The organism is Desulfatitalea tepidiphila (genome assembly GCF_001293685.1).
GTDB classification, from domain to species: domain Bacteria; phylum Desulfobacterota; class Desulfobacteria; order Desulfobacterales; family Desulfosarcinaceae; genus Desulfatitalea; species Desulfatitalea tepidiphila.
The window spans coordinates 783845-799723 of sequence record NZ_BCAG01000003.1 but is presented as its reverse complement, the minus strand read 5'-3'; the positions used below and the strand labels follow the sequence as shown (position 1 = coordinate 799723).

Here is a 15879-nt window from a genome sequence, read left to right as displayed (position 1 = left end):
CCCGGCAAAAGACAATTCAAAGAAATGCAAAAGGTTAGGCCCCGATTTTTACAAAACTTTTACTTTGCAGGGTCGCGCGATTGATGTAATCTTGGGCGAACTGCCGGCGGCCGGCCGAAGATTTGGCCACCGCCGACCGTCATCGGAGGATAGGAAATCGATGAAGCCACCCAAAGCCCGCATCCTGATCGTCGAAGACGACCCCGCGATTCTCAATGGTCTTAGAGATGTTCTGGTCTTCAACGGCTATGCCGCCGACGGGGCCGATGACGGCCGGAGCGGTTTGAATGCCGCCCTGGGCGGCGCCTACGATCTGGTGCTCCTGGATGTCATGCTGCCGACGATGGACGGTTTTTCCATCTGCCGGACACTGAGACGCCAAAAGCCGACCCAGCCGATCATCATGCTCACCGCCAAGGGGGCCGAAGAGGATGTGGTCACCGGCTTCAAGGCCGGCGCCGACGACTACATCAGCAAACCGTTCTCCCTGCGGGAATTGATGGTCCGAGTGGAGGCGGTGTTGCGGCGCAGCGGCAAGCCCACCGGAGAAGAACGAATTCAGTGCCAGGGCATCTTCTTCGACGGCCGGAACCTGCAGGCCGTGCGCGGTGCGCATAGCCAGGAACTGACCCGGCGGGAGATGGATCTCATCGTCTACCTGCACCAGAACCAGCACCGCATCGTCCCCAAGAAAGAGTTGCTCACAGAGGTGTGGCACTACGCCGACGCGGACATCGAAACCCGCACGGTGGATATCCACATTCTCAAACTGCGCAAAAAAATATCGTTGCTGGATGAACAGGTGCGTCTCATCGAGACGGTGCGCGGCGAGGGGTATCGGTGGTCCGTTTAAAACTCTACTTTCTTCTCTTTTGCCTCGCGGTTTCCGTGCCGCTCTCCTATGTAGTCTGGCGCACCTATACAGGCGTGGCCCGGGAAGAGCTGGCCCAGCTCGAATTCTTCGCCGAAGCCTTGATCGATGACATGCAAAAAGAGCTGGCCGAACTGATCCAGCGCGAAGAGCGCCGGGCCGTGGACGAATATCAGACGCCGGCATCAGAAGGCATGGCCTCGCCGCTCTCCTCGCTTCCAAAAGAGCCCTATATCCTCGGATATCTGCAAAACCAACCGGACGGCCGCATGCAAACCCCCCTGGTCGCCGACGCGGGACAGGCCCCACCCCGACACCGCGACGTCGTCGCCGCGCTCGAAGCGGTCAACCAGGCCTTCAATCAAAAAAAAAGGGCCCTTCCCCCTTCGGCACCTGAACCGCGCATGACCCGGGCGGCGAAGGCCGAACCGCCGAAAACGCAGCCATCCACATTCGCCGAACGGTATTTGGCCGCGCCCCAACGCAAGTCGTCCCAGACGCATCTCGGTCAGAAAAGCGTCCGGGTCGAAGAGCTCACGCCGCGTCAAATGTCCAACCTGGCCGGCCAGGCGGCCGACGCCGTCGCTCCGCGGCCCGAAGCAGCGGAAAGGGTCGAAGCCGAAATCGACGCCGCGGTGGAAACGCCCGAACGCCGGGAAACGCCGGCGCCGCCGGCTGCCTCAATTCGTTCCCCCGAATCCTCCATACCGCCGTCGGACCCGCAGCGGTTTCAGGTCGAGGTGGCGCCCATGCAGTCGCTCTTCATCGATTCGGACCGGGTCTTCATCTTCCGCCGGGTGGCGGTCAACGACCAGATTCTCAGGCAGGGGTTCGTGCTGGTGCTCGCGCCGTTTCTGCAGCACATGGCCGACGTCTATTTCAAGCCCCATCCCATGGCCGCCTTCTCGCGCCTGACCCTGGCGGTGACCGGCGTCGAATCGCAAAACGGGACCTTGGAAACGGGTGGCGCGGCCCGGGACGGACGGGTCGTGGCCCAACGGACGTTCCCCGCACCGTTCGATTTCATCCGCGCGGCCATCGCTTCCGATCACATCCCGGCCTCGCCGGCCAGAAAAAGCGTACACATCGCCCTGGCAGCCCTGGGTGCAGTCCTGCTGCTGGGCCTGTTCGCCATTTACCACAGCGTGAGATCGGTGGTCGATCTGTCCGAGCGCCGCTCCCGCTTCGTCTCGTCGGTGACCCACGAGTTGAAGACGCCATTGACCAATATCCGCATGTACGTGGAGATGCTCGAACAGGGGATCGCCGCCACCCCCCAGCGCGAACAGGAATACCTCGGCATCATCGGGTCGGAAAGCACCCGCCTCTCCCGACTCATCAACAACGTGCTGACCCTGGCCAAATTGGAGAAAAAGCAGCACCACGTCGAGTTGAGGCCGGGCCGCCTGGGGGATCTCTTCAATGAGGCACACGCCATCATGGCGCCCAAGCTGGCCCAGGAAGGGTTCGACTTGACCATCGGCACCGGCCGGGAGATCGAGATGGCGTGCGACCGCGAGGCCATGCTCCAGGTGTTGATCAACCTCATCGAAAACAGCATCAAGTTCGGCCGCAATGCCCCGGATCGCCGCATCCGCATCGATGCCCGAATCGAAGGTCCATGGGTGCGCATCGCCCTTGCCGACACCGGGCCGGGTATCCCCCGCCCGGCCCTCAAACGCGTATTCGACGACTTCTACCGCGCCGAAAGCGCCCTGACCCGGGGTACCAGCGGGACGGGCATCGGCCTGGCCCTGGTCAAAAAGCTGGTCGCCGCCATGGGCGGCCGGGTCGAGGCGGCCAACAACCCCCAAACCGGCTGCACCATCACCCTGCGCCTGCCGCTCAATACCAGACCAGCCACGTCAAACCCGCGCTGAAGACCACGAACAGCGCCATGGCCGCGCAGTCGATCACCCCGCCGATCAGACGCCCGGTCATCACGCGGCCTCGCAACAGGCGCAGTGATCATTGAAAAACGCCTCGGCCTCCTCGGCCGAATCGAAAAAGAGCCAGTCGCGCTGTACCCCGCCGCGGACTTTGCGGGTGCGCTCGATGGCGGTGTTGCCGTGATACTCGTAAGCTTCCTGGCCGTCCTGAATTGTGCAATGATAGGTCATGTCGTCCTCCTGGGTTGAAATGATGTTTCATCCTCTGGAGGCGACATTATCAAAGGCGTGTGACAGATCCGGTCACACCGTTTGAAAAAATTTGAATGGTTCGTAAAAAAAACGCCCTTGGGCAACCCCAAAGGCGTCAGTGTGGAGAGCGGATTGACTTAGCGCATCAACTCGGTTTCCATCGCGTCCTCGACCGCGAAATGGCCGGTCCGCCAGACGTTGTTACCATTGCTGTAACGCTCCATGTTGTGCAGGCCGATCTGGGTGGCCATGGCCGCGTCTTCGCCGGCCGCATCGTCGCGACCGGCTTTGCTGTGAACGTTGGCGCGACTGTAGTAGGCCGCCCCATATTCCGGATCGATGGCGATGGCCCGGTCCAGGTCGGCCATGGCCCCGGCATCGTCGCCATTTTCACTGCGGGCGATGGCGCGCAGGTGATAAGCGCGGGCATAGTTCGGATAAGCATCGATGGCCCGATCGAAATCAGCCAGTGCCCTGTCGATGTTGCCCTGCCGTAAGAATGCGGAACCTCGGGCCGTGAGCGCCAGTTTGTGTTTTGGTTCCCGTACCAGCACTTCGGTCAACAGGGCGATGCTTTTGAGGTAATTGGCATTCACCAGCTCGGTCATGGCTTGGGTGAAGATATCTTTAAGGTTGTCCTGGGCGTTCATGATTCGACCTCCTTTTTCTATTTGATCACAATTAAAAAATAAATCAGCGAGGTGGATTGTCCACGCCGGTTTCGGGTGACCATTGGGAGGTGAATGGTAGGGGTTTCCCCTGATATGTTAAGGAAAGGGATAGGGAGCGGCGGCGCGCTCATTCCTTGAACTTGATTTTCAGCAGACCGTCTTCGACTCTCAAATCCTCTATGCCGTCGGCCAGGGTCTTCCAGAAACCGTTGCCGGAGCCAAATTTTTCCACCAGATCGATATTCTTCAAACCGCCCAACCAGGCATTGGGAATGGGCACGCCCATGATGCTGATGCCCCTGAGGATGATGACGGGTTTTCCTTTGGAGTAGGAAAATCCCATACCGGACCTGACCCGCAGGATCTTTCCACCGAAGATGGGGAAATCGGGATCCACCGGTACGAGCAATTTGGCGCTGACCAGATCGTCGGACAAATCGATCGCCAACCGCCTGGCGAGATCGGTATTTTTAGCCAACAGGCCGTTGAGTTCCTTTTCGGTAAAGGCGATCTCCCTTTTCATTTTGCTTTCGTCGTAACGTTCGGGTTCGAGCGGCGGGCCTGGATCTGTCCGCGCGGATGGGGCCGCTCTGCCGGTATCGTACAAGCGATGCGGCACATTGGCGCCGCTGGCTGAATCGAGCTTTTCCAATTTGGCCGCCAGGATTTTTTCCTCGGCGGGGTTCAAGGTCACGGGCTTGAATTCAGAGGGGAAGAAGTAAAATTTGATGATGAAAAAGGTCAATCCCGCTGCCACCAGGGCGGCGAGCGTCATCAGTCCCAACACTTGCAGGCAGCCAAAACGTTTCCGGGTTGCTTTCAAAGCGCCGTCTGGATCGACGCCCGCCAAGTCATTCTCTCCGGTCAATCGTTCCATCCCCTTCACTCCTTGGCGTTGCCGGATGATGAAAAATCGACCTCCGGCAATTCCCGTTGGGTGGCCAGGTCGAGCGTGAAGTAGTTCCGCTTTTCAAATCCGAATCTTCTGGCCATATAAACGGCCGGGAAAGATTCGACCAGCGTGTTGAATTTACCCACGTATCGGTTGTATCGATTCCTGGCCTTCTGGACATCTTCCTCGATTTCGTTCAAGCTTTGCTGCAACGCGATGAAGTTGGCGCTGGCCTTCAGGTCCGGGTAGGCTTCGGCCAAGCCCAAAAGACCGCGCAGCGATTCGGAGATTCGGCTCTCCTCTTCGCTCCGATTCGAAACCCCGCTCGATCCGGTCAGATAGTCACCTTTGGTCCGGAAAAGAATAGCCTCGTGTTCGCTGTACCCTTCAACCGCACGGATCAGATTGGGTATCAGATTATGGCGCCGTTTCAGCGCCACATCGATACCGCTCCAGCTCTCCTCGATGCCGTTTTTGAATTTCACGAAACGGTTATAGGTCCCGACCAGCCAGGCGAGAACGACAATCAGGAAGAATATCGAAAAAACGATCAGGGGTTCCATGCCATCTCCATATATTCAGACATATTTGAAAGACGGCATCAGCATAAAATAGCAGTGGCCGGAGTGCAAAACAAAAAAATGGCTCATGGAAACGCGAGGCCATGCCAATAGGAAAAAAAATTCATAATTGAGAAGAAATAGCCGGGCACTTCCTGACGTTTCCCCCACATTAAAAAGACTGCCGTTTTATATCATGCCGTATTTATTTGATGTTTTTTATGGCACTGAATTTGCTTTGTTTGCCATAGGGACCGAAAAGTAAGGAGTTTGACGACTCAACCTAATGCAACCACGGGTCGGTCTCGATGAAGCCTGCGGTTTTGCTATACCCCATTTTAGGTGATGTGATGAAACGATGTCCGAAATGCAAGAAAATCTTGTTCAAGAGAAAAGATGGCCGACTGGTCTGCCCCAACGGATGCGACGAGCACAGCGATCGCGTGGCCTTCAATACGGTCATCGATCCGAATCTCGAGCGGCGCGAGGGAAAGGATACCTTCGATCCCTGGGCTTTCGCCAGGTAGTGTCCAGCCACAAACGACCCGTTGGCCCGATATCTGGATATCCATCAGATCGTGCCATCAGGAGACTCGGCAAGGGTCACCTCGACCCGCATCAGGCCGTCCTGCACCATTCCCAGCCGTCTGGCCGCAGCCCGGGAAACGTCGACGATGCGCCCCTTGATGAACGGCCCGCGATCGTTGACCCGCACCACGACCGTGCGATGATTTTTGAGGCTCTTGACCTTGAGCAGGGTGCCGAAAGGCAGGTGGGGATGGGCCGCAGTCAAGGCGTTATCATCGTAGGGTTCGCCGCTGGCCGTCGGGCGGCCATGAAACTTGCGCGCATAATAGCTTGCCATGCCAATCTCCAGGTAGGGTGCCGGCTCGGGCACCGGCTGCCTGGCGCCGCAGGCAACCAGCACCAGCAGTAGCGTCCACCCCCACACGAGGCGCTTGAAACGAAGTCCCAAACGGAAAAAAGAATGGATCATGACATGCTCCACCCTGTAGAAAACACCATACTCGTCTTGGAGCAGTTCAACCCCGTTTGCGGAAAAAGTCCTGCACGAACTGGATGTGCCGATGCATGGACTGCAAGGCTTCCTGGGCATCCTTCTTACGGATCGCTTCGATGATCTCACTGTGTTGGCTTAGAATCTGATCGATGTTGGCCGGATCTTCGTACAGATGGCTGAGGTTCTTTTTGATACCCACGAATAGAAAATCATAAAAATTCTTCATGATGTAGACGTGCACGGGGTTCTTCGTTGCATAGGCCAGGGCCATGTGAAAGGCGGTGTCGGCCTCGGTGCCCAGACGACCCGAAGCCACCTCGACGCGCATCTCTTCGAGGCTGGCATCCATAAAACGCAGGTCCTCTTCATTGGCTCGCTGGGCCGCCAGGGCCGCTGCGTTGCACTCGAGTCCCATGCGCACTTCCAACAGATCGGCGATGGTCGCATCCTCGACCTCCATGGCTGCGGCCAGCGGGTTGTCCAGGCGCGTATCCGGAAAACGGACGAATGTACCCTGCCCCTGTTTGTGTTCGAGGAGGCCCAGCACCACCAATTTGTTAATGGCGTTGCGCACGGTGGTCCGGCTGACCTGCATGGCCTCGGACAACTCGCGTTCGGGTAGAAGTTGTTCGCCCGCTTTGAGCTGCCCGCGAAAGATCAACTCGCGGATCTGCTCGAATACCTGGTCGGAAATCTTCTTGGGTTTAATGGGCTGAAGGGTAATTGTCATTATCTTTCCAACGCTCGGCAAGGAGTTCGACTACATGTCTGACGCGAATGGGATCGCCACCCCGGGAAAGCACATCGCTGATTTGCATCATGCAGGCCGGGCAACTGGTGGCCACCACGCTGCATCGTGACGCTTGTATCGCCTTGCGCTTCCTCTCTCCGATTTCCCGGGAAATTTCGTAGTATTTAATGTTAAAACTGCCCCCCATGCCGCAACATTGGTCGGCCCCTTCCATTTCCACGAACCGAATGCCCTCGATGGCATTGAGCACGGTACGCGGCTGGGCCGACACGCCCAGCGATTTTTTCAAATGGCAGGGATCGTGGTAAGTGACCTCCGTCGGTTTGGACGCGCGGCCAACGGAGGGCACGTCCGTCAAGAGATGCTCATCTACCAGAAATTGACTGATGTCTAAAGTCTTTTCTGCTATCCGGGCCACCCGGCGGCGTGTGCTGGTATCTTCCTTTTCCGCCATCAGGGGCCACAGCTTTCTGATGGTGGAAGTACAGGTGGCGCAGGCGGTGACCAGGTAATCGAAATCGTCGACGGGAAACCGCTCCAGATTGTGGCGCAACAGCTTCTGGAAGGTTTGGGTGTCCCCGGCGGACAAGGCCGGAATGCCGCAACACGCCTGACCCTGCGGTATCAGCTGACCCACGCCGGCTTTTTCGAGAACCGTGACCACGTCCCCGGCCACCTTGGGAAATATCTTGTCGAGCAGACACCCCACGAAAAACGCCACCTTGCGACCGGAACGGCCCGCCGGCGTGTCCAGGAACGGCACTTCGTGATGAAACGGACGATCCGCCAGGGGTTTGAAATGACGATCGCCGATCAGCGGCGACATGACACGTGCGCAGGATGTGCCCAGCATCTCGTTGATCGGACGCGTCAGCAGCTTTTGGAAGCGGCTGCTCCAGAAAGTCAACTGGTCGAACAGGGCCGGATGGGCGAGCATCCCCTTGAAGATCATTTTCTGGGAGAACGACAGGCCGCTGAAGCCGGCCAGGATGGCGCGCGCCTTGATGAAAATGTCCATCACCCGCACACCGCTCGGGCAGCCGGCCTGGCATGATCCGCATAAAAGACACCGGTCGAGGCGTTCGCGAACGCTGTCCGGCCGGTCGAACATTTCGCGCAGCAGGCCGTCGAGCAGGGCCAGTTTGCCGCGGGCCACATCGGCCTCCCGGCCGGTGGCGGCATACAGCGGGCAAACCGATTGACACATGCCGCAACGCATACAACTCGCCAGTTGATCCTCTACTTCGCGCATCAAACGAACCAGCGCGTGCATGTCGGCCATATCAGTCTCCTATGATTTTACCAGGGTTGAGAATACGATTGGGATCCAATGCGGACTTGATACGCCGGGACAGCAGGATGGCCCCCTGTCCAGTCTCCTTTTTCAGGAAACCCGCTTTGGCCAGGCCTGTGCCATGTTCGCCGGAAAGGGTTCCACCAAGCGCCAGGGCCTCGTCGAAAATGGCCTCGATGGCCGCCTCGACCCGCTGCCATTCCCCCTTGTCGCGCTTGTCAGTGAGAATAGTGGGGTGCAAATTGCCGTCGCCCGCGTGGCCGAAGGTGCCGATGGCCAGGTCGAACCGACGGGCGATTCCCTGAAGGGCATGCACCATGGCCGGAATTTTAGAACGCGGCACAGTGGCGTCTTCCAGGACCACCGTGGGTTTGAGCTTGGCCAGGGCCGACAGGGCGCTGCGCCGGGCCGCCCAGATGCGGTCGCGCTGGGCGTCGTCCCGGGCGACCTGGATGTCCTTGGCCCCCATCTGCTTTAAAATCGCCTCGACCTGCTCGCCCTCCTCGGCCACCTGGCCGGGATGGCCGTCCACCTCGACCAGCAGGATGGCAGCAGCCTCAACCGGCAAACCGGCATGGCTGAAGTCCTCAACGGCGCGGATGGTGAAATTGTCCAGAAACTCCAGGGTGGCCGGCACGATATGGTGGGCGATGATGGCGGCCACGGTCTGGGAGGCACGTTCCATCTGGTCGAAGACGGCCAACATGGATTTGCGTGCGCGCGGCGGCGGAATCAGCTTCAGGGTGATCTCGTCGAGCACACCCAGCGTGCCCTCCGATCCGATCATCAGGGCCTTGAGATTGTAACCGGTGGCACATTTGACCGTGCGCGACCCGGTTTTGATGAGATTGCCCTCGACATCGTAAAAACGCAGCCCCATGACATAGTCGGCGGTCACGCCGTATTTGAGACCGCGCAGACCACCGGCGTTTTCGGCCACATTGCCGCCCAGGGTCGATACGGCCTGGCTGCCGGGATCGGGCGGATAGAACAAGCCCTTGGCTTCGACGGCCGCGGCCAGCTGGGCTGTGATCACGCCCGGCTGGACCACGGCGTACATATCCTCGCTGTTAATCTCCAGGATTCGATTGAGCCCGTTGGTGAGCAAAACCACGCCACCCTGCTGGGGAATGGCGCCCCCGCTCAGGTTGGTGCCGGCGCCGCGCACCGTCAGCGGCAGCCCCTCCCGGTTGCAGAGGGCAACCACCCGGCCGAGAACCTCGGAATTCTCCGGGCGCACCACCACCGCCGGCAGCTGGGGTTCCAATACGGCCGCATCATAGGCATAGGTTACCCGATCGGCCTTGTTGTCGAAAACATTCTGACTCCCAACCAGATCTTTCAACTGTTTGACGATGGCTGCATGCACCATGGGCCCCCCTGATTTTTTTATTGGTATGACCTTTGTTGTGAATATCATTCGATATTTTTCGGATCTTCATTATCGATTTGGAATTTTATAAAAATCTGTTATCACTGTCTTTTTAATTGCGCAAGAATTTATTCTTGACAGATGCGACAGGACTGAAATAGCTAATGGTCATACCATTTCCACAATATCCATTTCGTTCTGCAGGTGTTCCATCACATTCACTGGAAGGGGGGTGTCCACTTATCACAGCCATCGCTGCAACGCGCGCTGGCGACCCATCTATGAACCTGAAATAGCCCGTTTTTAACCGCTCAGGAATCCAAGGAGGCAATTTATGCGGAGGTTTTTCCAACTTTTGATGGTGTTTTTTCTCACTGCATGTCTGGCAACGGCCGTCTCGGCAGCCGAGAAACGCGAAAAATTCGGCATGGACAAACGCCATGACTCGGCCAAACGCGTCTCTTTCAAACCGTCGACCGAAAAGATCCGCTGGAAGATGGTCATGCCCTGGGACAAGGGGCTTCTGTTCTATGACATCGCCGTGCACTTCTGCGACAGCGTCCGTCTGGCGAGCGCCGGCCGTCTGGACATCAAGCCTTTTGCCGCCGGAGAAATGGTGCCGGCCATGCAGAGTTTCGACACCGTGAGCCAGGGCGCAGCTGAAGTGGGCCACGATTGGCCCGGCTACTGGAAGGGCAAAAACGAAGCCTTCGTGGCCTTTGCATCGGTGCCGTTCGGCCTGGACGCAGAAGGGTACAACATCTGGCTCTATGAAAAAGGCGGCGCCGAAATGATGAACGAGCTCTATGGCAAGTTCAACATGGTGGCCCTGCCCGGCGGCCAGTGCGGCCAGGAGATGGGACTTTTTTCCAACAAACGCGCCTCCAAGATGGAAGACTTCAAGGGCATGCGCGTGCGCACCGTGGGCTGGTACATGGACATCTTGAACAACCTGGGCGCCTCGGTCAGCCCACTGCCCGGCGGCGAGATCTACCTGGCCCTGGAGCGCGGCGTGATCGATGCGGCCGAATTCTCCTCGCCGGCCATCAACTATCCCATGGGTTTTGACGAAATCACCAAGTACGCCATCCAGCCCGGTGTCCATCAGCCCGGCATTCAATGCGCCCTCTTCTTCAACAAGCCGGCCTATGACAAACTGCCCGAAGATCTGAAGTGGATTGTCGACATCGCTGCCAAGGAGACCCAGTTGTGGAGCTACAACTGGATCAACGGCCTCAATGCCGAAGCGATCCGAAGGTTCAAGCAGAAGATCGAGATCGTCCACATGGACAAGGATACCCTGCTCCAATTCCGCAAGACCACCTATGAGTACATGGAAGAACTGAAGAAAAAGTTCCCGGATGTCAAGAAGGTGGTGGATTCCCAGGAAGAGTTCCTGAAAAGCTATACCGACTGGCGCGAAGCGCGCGGCGGAGCGGCCGCCTGGCCTTACGAGACCTACATGGGCGGCAAAATCTTGGAATAATCCCCTCCCGAACGGACAAAAGGCCCCTTTCCATGGGCAAGGGGCCTTTTGCCGCAAGGCCTATCCAAAAAGAGGTGCGACATGCTGGAAAAAGTCAGCGCAGCGATCGATACATTCAACCGCAAGCAGGGTGAATGGACGGCGCTGCTCATTATTCCCCTGCTGGTGGTCGTGGTCTACGAAGTGTTCATGCGATATGTATTCAACGCGCCGACCATCTGGGGCTTCGAGGCCACCACCTTTCTGTACGGTATTCACTTCATGTTCGGCCTGGCCTACACCGATGTGGTGGACGGACATGTAAAGGTGGATATCTTCAGCTCGCGCGCCAGCCGGCGCGGGCAGGCAATCCTCTCCATCCTCAGCAACCTGGTCATCTTTCTCCCGGTCTTCACCTGCATGACCATCTGGTCATGGAAATTCGCCCTGCTGTCTACCACTCAACGGGAGCTCAACTCCACCAGCTGGGCACCCCCGATCTATCCGATCAAGATCCTGATGGCGCTTTGCTTCACTTTTTTACTGCTGCAGGGCATCTCCACATTGATCAAGTCCATCAACTCACTTTCGTCGGCCGATAAGCCGGCTTCCGCAGCGGAGGTATAAAGCGAATGAGCATCGAACTTATGACCTTGGCCATGTTCGCGACGCTGATCGCGGCCATTACCCTGGGCCACCAGCTGGCGTTCACGCTGGCAGGCGTGGCGACGCTTTTCGGACTTATCGACAATGGCTTCAATGTGCCGGCCCTTTTCAATCTTTTTGCCAATGTGGTCTGGGGCTTGATGAACAACTACACCCTCGTGGCGATTCCACTGTTCATCTTCATGGCCCAACTGCTCGATCAATCCAAGGTCGCCGAGGCCCTGTTCGAATCCCTGTACGTGGTGCTCGGCAAAATCAAAGGCGGCCTGGGCCTGGCCGTTGTCGCGGTCTGTACGGTCTTTGCCGCGACCACGGGCATCATCGGCGCTTCGGTGGTGGCCATGGGCCTGCTGGCCACGCCGGCCCTGATGAGCAAAGGATATCAAAAGGAGATGGCCAGCGGCATCATTTGCGCTTCGGGCACCTTGGGCATCCTGATTCCGCCGAGCATCATGATGGTGGTCTTCGCCGGCCTGACCGGCCTCAAGGAGACCTCGGTGGGCAACCTTTTCGCCGGCGCTATTTTTCCCGGCCTACTGCTTTCCGGGCTCTACTTTCTTTATATCACCATCCGCTGCAACCTCAATCCACGCCTGGGGCCGCCCATCAGCCGCGAGGAGGCCAGCAGGTGGACCAGCGCCCAGAAGTGGGGTATGACACTTAAATCGATGCTGCCGCCGCTGGGTCTGATCCTCATGGTCATGGGCACCATCCTGGCCGGCATCGCCACGGCCACCGAGGCCGCCGGCATGGGTGCGCTGGGCGCCTTCCTGCTGGCTCTTTTCAACAAGGCATTGAGCTGGACGGTGATTCGCAAGTCCAGCGTGGCCACCTTGAAAACGACCGCCATGGTCATGATGCTCTTCATCGGCGGCAACTTCTTCTCCACCGTCTTTCTGAGCATGGGCGGCGGCGACGTGGTGGCCGACCTGTTCATCGGCAGCGGCATGAACCGCTGGCTGGTACTGATCATCATGATGTTCATCGTTTTCATCCTGGGCATGTTCGTGGACTGGGCCGCCATCCTGTTCATCACAGTGCCGATTTTCATGCCCATTGCCATGGAGCTCGATTTCAATCCATTGTGGTTTGCGATCCTGATGTGCGTCAACCTGCAGACCTCGTTCCTGACGCCGCCGTTCGGGTACGCGCTCTTCTACTTCAAGGGCGTGGCGCCCGCGGATTACACCATGATGCATGTCTACAAGGGCATTTTGCCGTTTGTCGCCCTCCAGCTGGCCAGCATCCTGTTGCTGGCGTTCTTTCCGGAACTGATCACCTGGCTGCCGGGCATCTTTTTCGGAGAATAGTGCCAAGGAGAATTTCTTATGAAGGCGATGGCCGCACTGGAAGAGACCTTTCAAAAACGGGCGGAAGCGGTTTCGGCTATAGTCGCGAAGGTTGCCGGGATGGCGGAGGCTTTCGATTATGCGCTCGACTTGTGCGAACGCAAGGAAGCCTGCCAATTGCTGGCTGCCGGCTGCGGCGAGCCGCTCTCGGCAGATGCAGAGGCGCTTTGCGGGTTGAAGCAGCAGAAGGTGATCGCTGCACCGGCCCTATCGACCGAAGCCTGGACTGAGCTCAAGCAGCGATGCGATCCAAAGGGCATCCTGCTCACCGATCGACCCCTGCGTCGACACCTGGCCGGTATCGATATCGGTTTCACCATGGCCGACCTGGGCATCGCGGAAACCGGCACCCTGGTCATCGATTCCGGCAGTGAAGAGGTGCGCCTGGCCACCATGATCAGCGAGATCCACGTGGCTGTGCTGCCGATCTCCAGGCTGCGGCGCGATGCCCTGTCCGCCGAAGCGGAGCTGCGCGAGTTCATGCAGAAGCCCGCCGGCTACTTGGCCTTTATCACCGGCGCCAGCCGCACGGCCGACATCGAGCGTGTGCTGGCCATCGGTGTCCATGGGCCCCTGGAGCTTCATGTGCTCATGTTGGAGGAGGTGTAATGCAGGAAGCCAAGACACTCAAAGGCTACCGCCACGAGGTGGGCCGGGCACTGGCCAACGACTTCCTGAGGGAAGCCATGGACAAATTCGCAGTTGCGTATCGGGAGTCGCGCGCCAGGGCATTCGCCGAAATGGACATCGACGCCCTTGTGGCCGACGTGTCCACGGCAAAAGACCAGGCCCTCCATCGGCTGGATCATCTGTACAGCCAATTCAAGCACAACGCCGAGGCCATGGGGGTGAAGGTCCACCTGGCCGCGACTGCCGATGCGGCCAACCGCATCATCGCCGACATCGCCCGGGACAACGGGGTGCGCACGGTCATCAAGTCCAAATCCATGACCGCGGAAGAGACCCTCCTGAACCATCACCTGGAGCACGAGGGGTTAACAGTGACCGAAACCGATCTGGGGGAATGGATCATCCAACTGCGGCACGAAGGCCCCTCCCACATGGTGATGCCGGCCATTCACCTGTCGCGCCACCAGGTGGCCGACCTGTTCACCCAGGTTACCGGACAACACCAGGATTCGGAAATACAACGCCTGGTCAAGGTGGCCCGGCGGGAACTGCGCCAGAAGTTCGCCCAGGCCGACATGGGCATCTCGGGGGCCAATTTCGCCATCGCCGACACGGGCACCATCGGTCTGGTCACCAACGAGGGCAATGCCCGCCTGGTCACGACCCTGCCACGGGTGCATGTGGCCCTGGTCGGCCTGGACAAACTGCTGCCCGGGCTGCTCGACGCGCTCAAGATTCTGCGGGTGTTGCCGCGCAACGCCACCGGACAGGCCATTACCTCCTACGTCACCTGGATCACCGGTCCGGCCGAATACCATCCATCTGAAACAGGCACTGCCAAGCAGATGCATATCGTCTTCCTGGACAACGGACGCCGCGCCCTGGCCGGAGACCCGATCTTCTCCCAGGTGCTGCGCTGCGTACGCTGCGGCGCGTGTGCCAATGTCTGCCCGGTCTATCGCATGGTGGGCGGTCACCAGTACGGCCACATTTACATCGGCGCCATCGGACTGATCGTCACCTATTTCTTCCACGGCCGCGAAAAGGCGCGCAACCTGGTACAGAACTGCATCAACTGCGGCGCCTGCAAGGCGGTGTGCGCCGCGGGCATCGACCTGCCGCAACTGATCAAGGAGGTACACGCCCGCATCCAGGACGAAGAGGGCCACCCGTTGCAAAGCACCATGCTGGCCACTGTGCTGAAAAACCGCCGCCTGTTCCACACCCTGCTCCGTTCGGCGCAACTCGCCCAGCGTCCGGTGACCGGCGGTACGGCCTACCTGCGCCACCTGCCCCACATCTTTTCCAAACAGCACAACTTCCGGGCCCTGCCGGCCATCGCCGAACGGCCCTTCCGCGACCGCTGGCCGGCCCTGCGGTACCGCGTGGCCCAACCGCGGTGTAAAGTGGCGCTGTTTTCCGGCTGCGTGCAGGACTTCGTCTACCCGGAACAGCTCGAAGCCGGCCTCCGGCTGCTATCCGCACACGGCGTCGATGTGGATTTCCCCATGGAGCAATCGTGTTGCGGTCTGCCCGTGGCCATGATGGGCGAAAACAAGGCCGCCCGCGACGTGGCTCGCCAGAACGTAGCGGCTATCGACCCGGATCGCTTCGATTATATCGTTACCCTCTGCGCCTCGTGTGCCTCCCACTTGCGCCACGCTTACCCGCGCCTGTTGGGGGACGAATCGGATGTCGGGCCGAAAGCCGAGAAGTTCGCCGCAAAGGTACAGCCGCTCAGCGTTTTGCTCCACCATATTCTGGCGATCGACTATGCCGCATTTTCCGCCGGCGGTGAAACGACCACATACCACGCACCCTGTCATCTCTGCCGGGGGATGGACGAGCACACCGCGCCCAAGGCCCTGATGGCCACCGCCGGCTACGGCTTCATCCCTGCGGCCGAAGAGGAGACCTGCTGCGGTTTCGGCGGCACCTACTCGGCCAAGTTTCCGGAAATTTCGGCCGAAATTCTGACGACAAAGCTCTCCGACATCGATGCCACCGGCGCACGGCTGCTTGTCACCGAATGCCCGGGCTGCGTGATGCAATTGCGCGGTGGGGCAAGACAGCGGGGAATGAAGATACGGGTGGCGCACTTGGCTGAAGCGTTGGCGGAGAGATTAAAAATCTGAAGTGTAAAGTGTTAAGTTTGAAGTGGTGGAATGCTGTCTATTTTTGATAAAATCGCAGGTG

16 protein-coding genes are annotated in these 15879 nt (G+C 58.9%); 8 read left to right on the top strand and 8 right to left on the bottom strand.

Annotated features, from left to right (window positions below):
* Positions 1-160: 160 nt before the first annotated feature.
* Together DFT_RS08015 and DFT_RS08010 are read left to right on the top strand one after the other, a co-directional pair.
* Entirely contained in the window at positions 161-853 is a 693-nt protein-coding gene (locus DFT_RS08015) for a response regulator transcription factor (RefSeq protein ID WP_054032407.1), read from the top strand.
* On the top strand, positions 841-2751 hold the full coding sequence (locus DFT_RS08010) for a sensor histidine kinase (protein ID WP_054030695.1): 1911 nt from the start codon (positions 841-843) through the stop codon (positions 2749-2751). The genes DFT_RS08015 and DFT_RS08010 overlap by 13 nt, the downstream gene beginning before the upstream one ends.
* Positions 2752-2811: 60 nt before the next feature.
* On the opposite strand, the gene DFT_RS08005 is transcribed toward DFT_RS08010, so the two are convergent.
* The 4 genes from DFT_RS08005 to DFT_RS07990 all read right to left on the bottom strand — a co-directional run bounded on the left by DFT_RS08005 (position 2812) and on the right by DFT_RS07990 (position 5138).
* Entirely contained in the window at positions 2812-2991 is a 180-nt protein-coding gene (locus tag DFT_RS08005; protein WP_054030694.1) for a hypothetical protein, read from the bottom strand.
* Between the two features lie 158 nt (positions 2992-3149).
* Positions 3150-3662: a tetratricopeptide repeat protein gene (locus DFT_RS08000; protein WP_054030693.1), complete on the bottom strand. Its 513-nt coding sequence runs from the start codon at positions 3660-3662 to the stop codon at positions 3150-3152.
* Between the two features lie 148 nt (positions 3663-3810).
* On the bottom strand, positions 3811-4560 hold the full coding sequence (locus DFT_RS07995; RefSeq protein ID WP_054030692.1) for a hypothetical protein: 750 nt from the start codon (positions 4558-4560) through the stop codon (positions 3811-3813).
* A gap of 5 nt (positions 4561-4565) precedes the next feature.
* Positions 4566-5138, bottom strand: coding sequence for a LemA family protein (locus DFT_RS07990; protein ID WP_054030691.1), 573 nt, complete (start codon positions 5136-5138; stop codon positions 4566-4568).
* Between the two features lie 347 nt (positions 5139-5485).
* On the opposite strand from DFT_RS07990, the gene DFT_RS26175 reads away from it, so the two are divergent.
* Complete coding sequence (locus DFT_RS26175) at positions 5486-5662, top strand: hypothetical protein (protein WP_161807105.1); 177 nt, start codon at positions 5486-5488, stop codon at positions 5660-5662.
* Positions 5663-5706: 44 nt separating this feature from the next.
* Here the strand turns inward: DFT_RS26175 and DFT_RS07985 are convergent, their stop codons facing one another.
* The 4 genes from DFT_RS07985 to DFT_RS07970 are packed head-to-tail and all read right to left on the bottom strand — an operon-like array spanning position 5707 to position 9573.
* Positions 5707-6132 (bottom strand): septal ring lytic transglycosylase RlpA family protein, encoded by a 426-nt coding sequence (locus DFT_RS07985; RefSeq protein ID WP_054030690.1) that lies wholly within the window; start codon positions 6130-6132, stop codon positions 5707-5709.
* 46 nt (positions 6133-6178) lie between these two features.
* Entirely contained in the window at positions 6179-6886 is a 708-nt protein-coding gene (locus DFT_RS07980) for a FadR/GntR family transcriptional regulator (RefSeq protein ID WP_054030689.1), read from the bottom strand.
* Complete coding sequence (locus DFT_RS07975; RefSeq protein ID WP_054030688.1) at positions 6861-8189, bottom strand: (Fe-S)-binding protein; 1329 nt, start codon at positions 8187-8189, stop codon at positions 6861-6863. Before DFT_RS07975 ends, DFT_RS07980 begins: the two co-directional genes overlap by 26 nt.
* Before the next feature lies 1 nt (position 8190).
* Positions 8191-9573 carry an FAD-binding oxidoreductase gene (locus tag DFT_RS07970; RefSeq protein ID WP_054030687.1) on the bottom strand — a complete coding sequence of 461 codons (1383 nt, stop codon included), beginning with the start codon at positions 9571-9573 and terminating at the stop codon, positions 8191-8193.
* Positions 9574-9907: 334 nt separating this feature from the next.
* On the opposite strand from DFT_RS07970, the gene DFT_RS07965 reads away from it, so the two are divergent.
* The 5 genes from DFT_RS07965 (at position 9908) to ldhH (ending at position 15818) form a co-directional block, all read left to right on the top strand.
* Positions 9908-11059 (top strand): TRAP transporter substrate-binding protein, encoded by a 1152-nt coding sequence (locus tag DFT_RS07965; protein WP_054030686.1) that lies wholly within the window; start codon positions 9908-9910, stop codon positions 11057-11059.
* Positions 11060-11140: 81 nt separating this feature from the next.
* Positions 11141-11665 carry a TRAP transporter small permease subunit gene (locus tag DFT_RS07960; RefSeq protein WP_054030685.1) on the top strand — a complete coding sequence of 175 codons (525 nt, stop codon included), beginning with the start codon at positions 11141-11143 and terminating at the stop codon, positions 11663-11665.
* A gap of 5 nt (positions 11666-11670) precedes the next feature.
* Positions 11671-13014 carry a TRAP transporter large permease gene (locus tag DFT_RS07955; RefSeq protein ID WP_054030684.1) on the top strand — a complete coding sequence of 448 codons (1344 nt, stop codon included), beginning with the start codon at positions 11671-11673 and terminating at the stop codon, positions 13012-13014.
* Between the two features lie 18 nt (positions 13015-13032).
* Positions 13033-13662, top strand: a complete 630-nt coding sequence (locus DFT_RS07950; protein WP_054030683.1) for a LutC/YkgG family protein — start codon at positions 13033-13035, stop codon at positions 13660-13662.
* On the top strand, positions 13662-15818 hold the full coding sequence (gene ldhH / locus DFT_RS07945) for an L-lactate dehydrogenase (quinone) large subunit LdhH (protein WP_054030682.1): 2157 nt from the start codon (positions 13662-13664) through the stop codon (positions 15816-15818). The genes DFT_RS07950 and ldhH overlap by 1 nt, the downstream gene beginning before the upstream one ends.
* Positions 15819-15879 lie beyond the last annotated feature (61 nt).

What these genes read in the sequence shown, in the direction of transcription:
- DFT_RS07955 (WP_054030684.1), top strand. Translation starts at nt 11,671, where the DNA reads ATGAGCATCGAACTTATGACCTTGGCCATGTTCGCGACGCTGATCGCG.
- DFT_RS08015 (WP_054032407.1), top strand. Translation starts at nt 161, where the DNA reads ATGAAGCCACCCAAAGCCCGCATCCTGATCGTCGAAGACGACCCCGCG.
- DFT_RS07980 (WP_054030689.1), bottom strand. Translation starts at nt 6,886, where the DNA reads ATGACAATTACCCTTCAGCCCATTAAACCCAAGAAGATTTCCGACCAG.
- DFT_RS07995 (WP_054030692.1), bottom strand. Translation starts at nt 4,560, where the DNA reads ATGGAACGATTGACCGGAGAGAATGACTTGGCGGGCGTCGATCCAGAC.
- DFT_RS26175 (WP_161807105.1), top strand. Translation starts at nt 5,486, where the DNA reads ATGAAACGATGTCCGAAATGCAAGAAAATCTTGTTCAAGAGAAAAGAT.
- DFT_RS07990 (WP_054030691.1), bottom strand. Translation starts at nt 5,138, where the DNA reads ATGGAACCCCTGATCGTTTTTTCGATATTCTTCCTGATTGTCGTTCTC.
- DFT_RS07960 (WP_054030685.1), top strand. Translation starts at nt 11,141, where the DNA reads ATGCTGGAAAAAGTCAGCGCAGCGATCGATACATTCAACCGCAAGCAG.
- DFT_RS07965 (WP_054030686.1), top strand. Translation starts at nt 9,908, where the DNA reads ATGCGGAGGTTTTTCCAACTTTTGATGGTGTTTTTTCTCACTGCATGT.
- DFT_RS07985 (WP_054030690.1), bottom strand. Translation starts at nt 6,132, where the DNA reads ATGATCCATTCTTTTTTCCGTTTGGGACTTCGTTTCAAGCGCCTCGTG.
- DFT_RS07975 (WP_054030688.1), bottom strand. Translation starts at nt 8,189, where the DNA reads ATGGCCGACATGCACGCGCTGGTTCGTTTGATGCGCGAAGTAGAGGAT.
- DFT_RS08000 (WP_054030693.1), bottom strand. Translation starts at nt 3,662, where the DNA reads ATGAACGCCCAGGACAACCTTAAAGATATCTTCACCCAAGCCATGACC.
- ldhH (WP_054030682.1), top strand. Translation starts at nt 13,662, where the DNA reads ATGCAGGAAGCCAAGACACTCAAAGGCTACCGCCACGAGGTGGGCCGG.
- DFT_RS07950 (WP_054030683.1), top strand. Translation starts at nt 13,033, where the DNA reads ATGAAGGCGATGGCCGCACTGGAAGAGACCTTTCAAAAACGGGCGGAA.
- DFT_RS07970 (WP_054030687.1), bottom strand. Translation starts at nt 9,573, where the DNA reads ATGGTGCATGCAGCCATCGTCAAACAGTTGAAAGATCTGGTTGGGAGT.
- DFT_RS08005 (WP_054030694.1), bottom strand. Translation starts at nt 2,991, where the DNA reads ATGACCTATCATTGCACAATTCAGGACGGCCAGGAAGCTTACGAGTAT.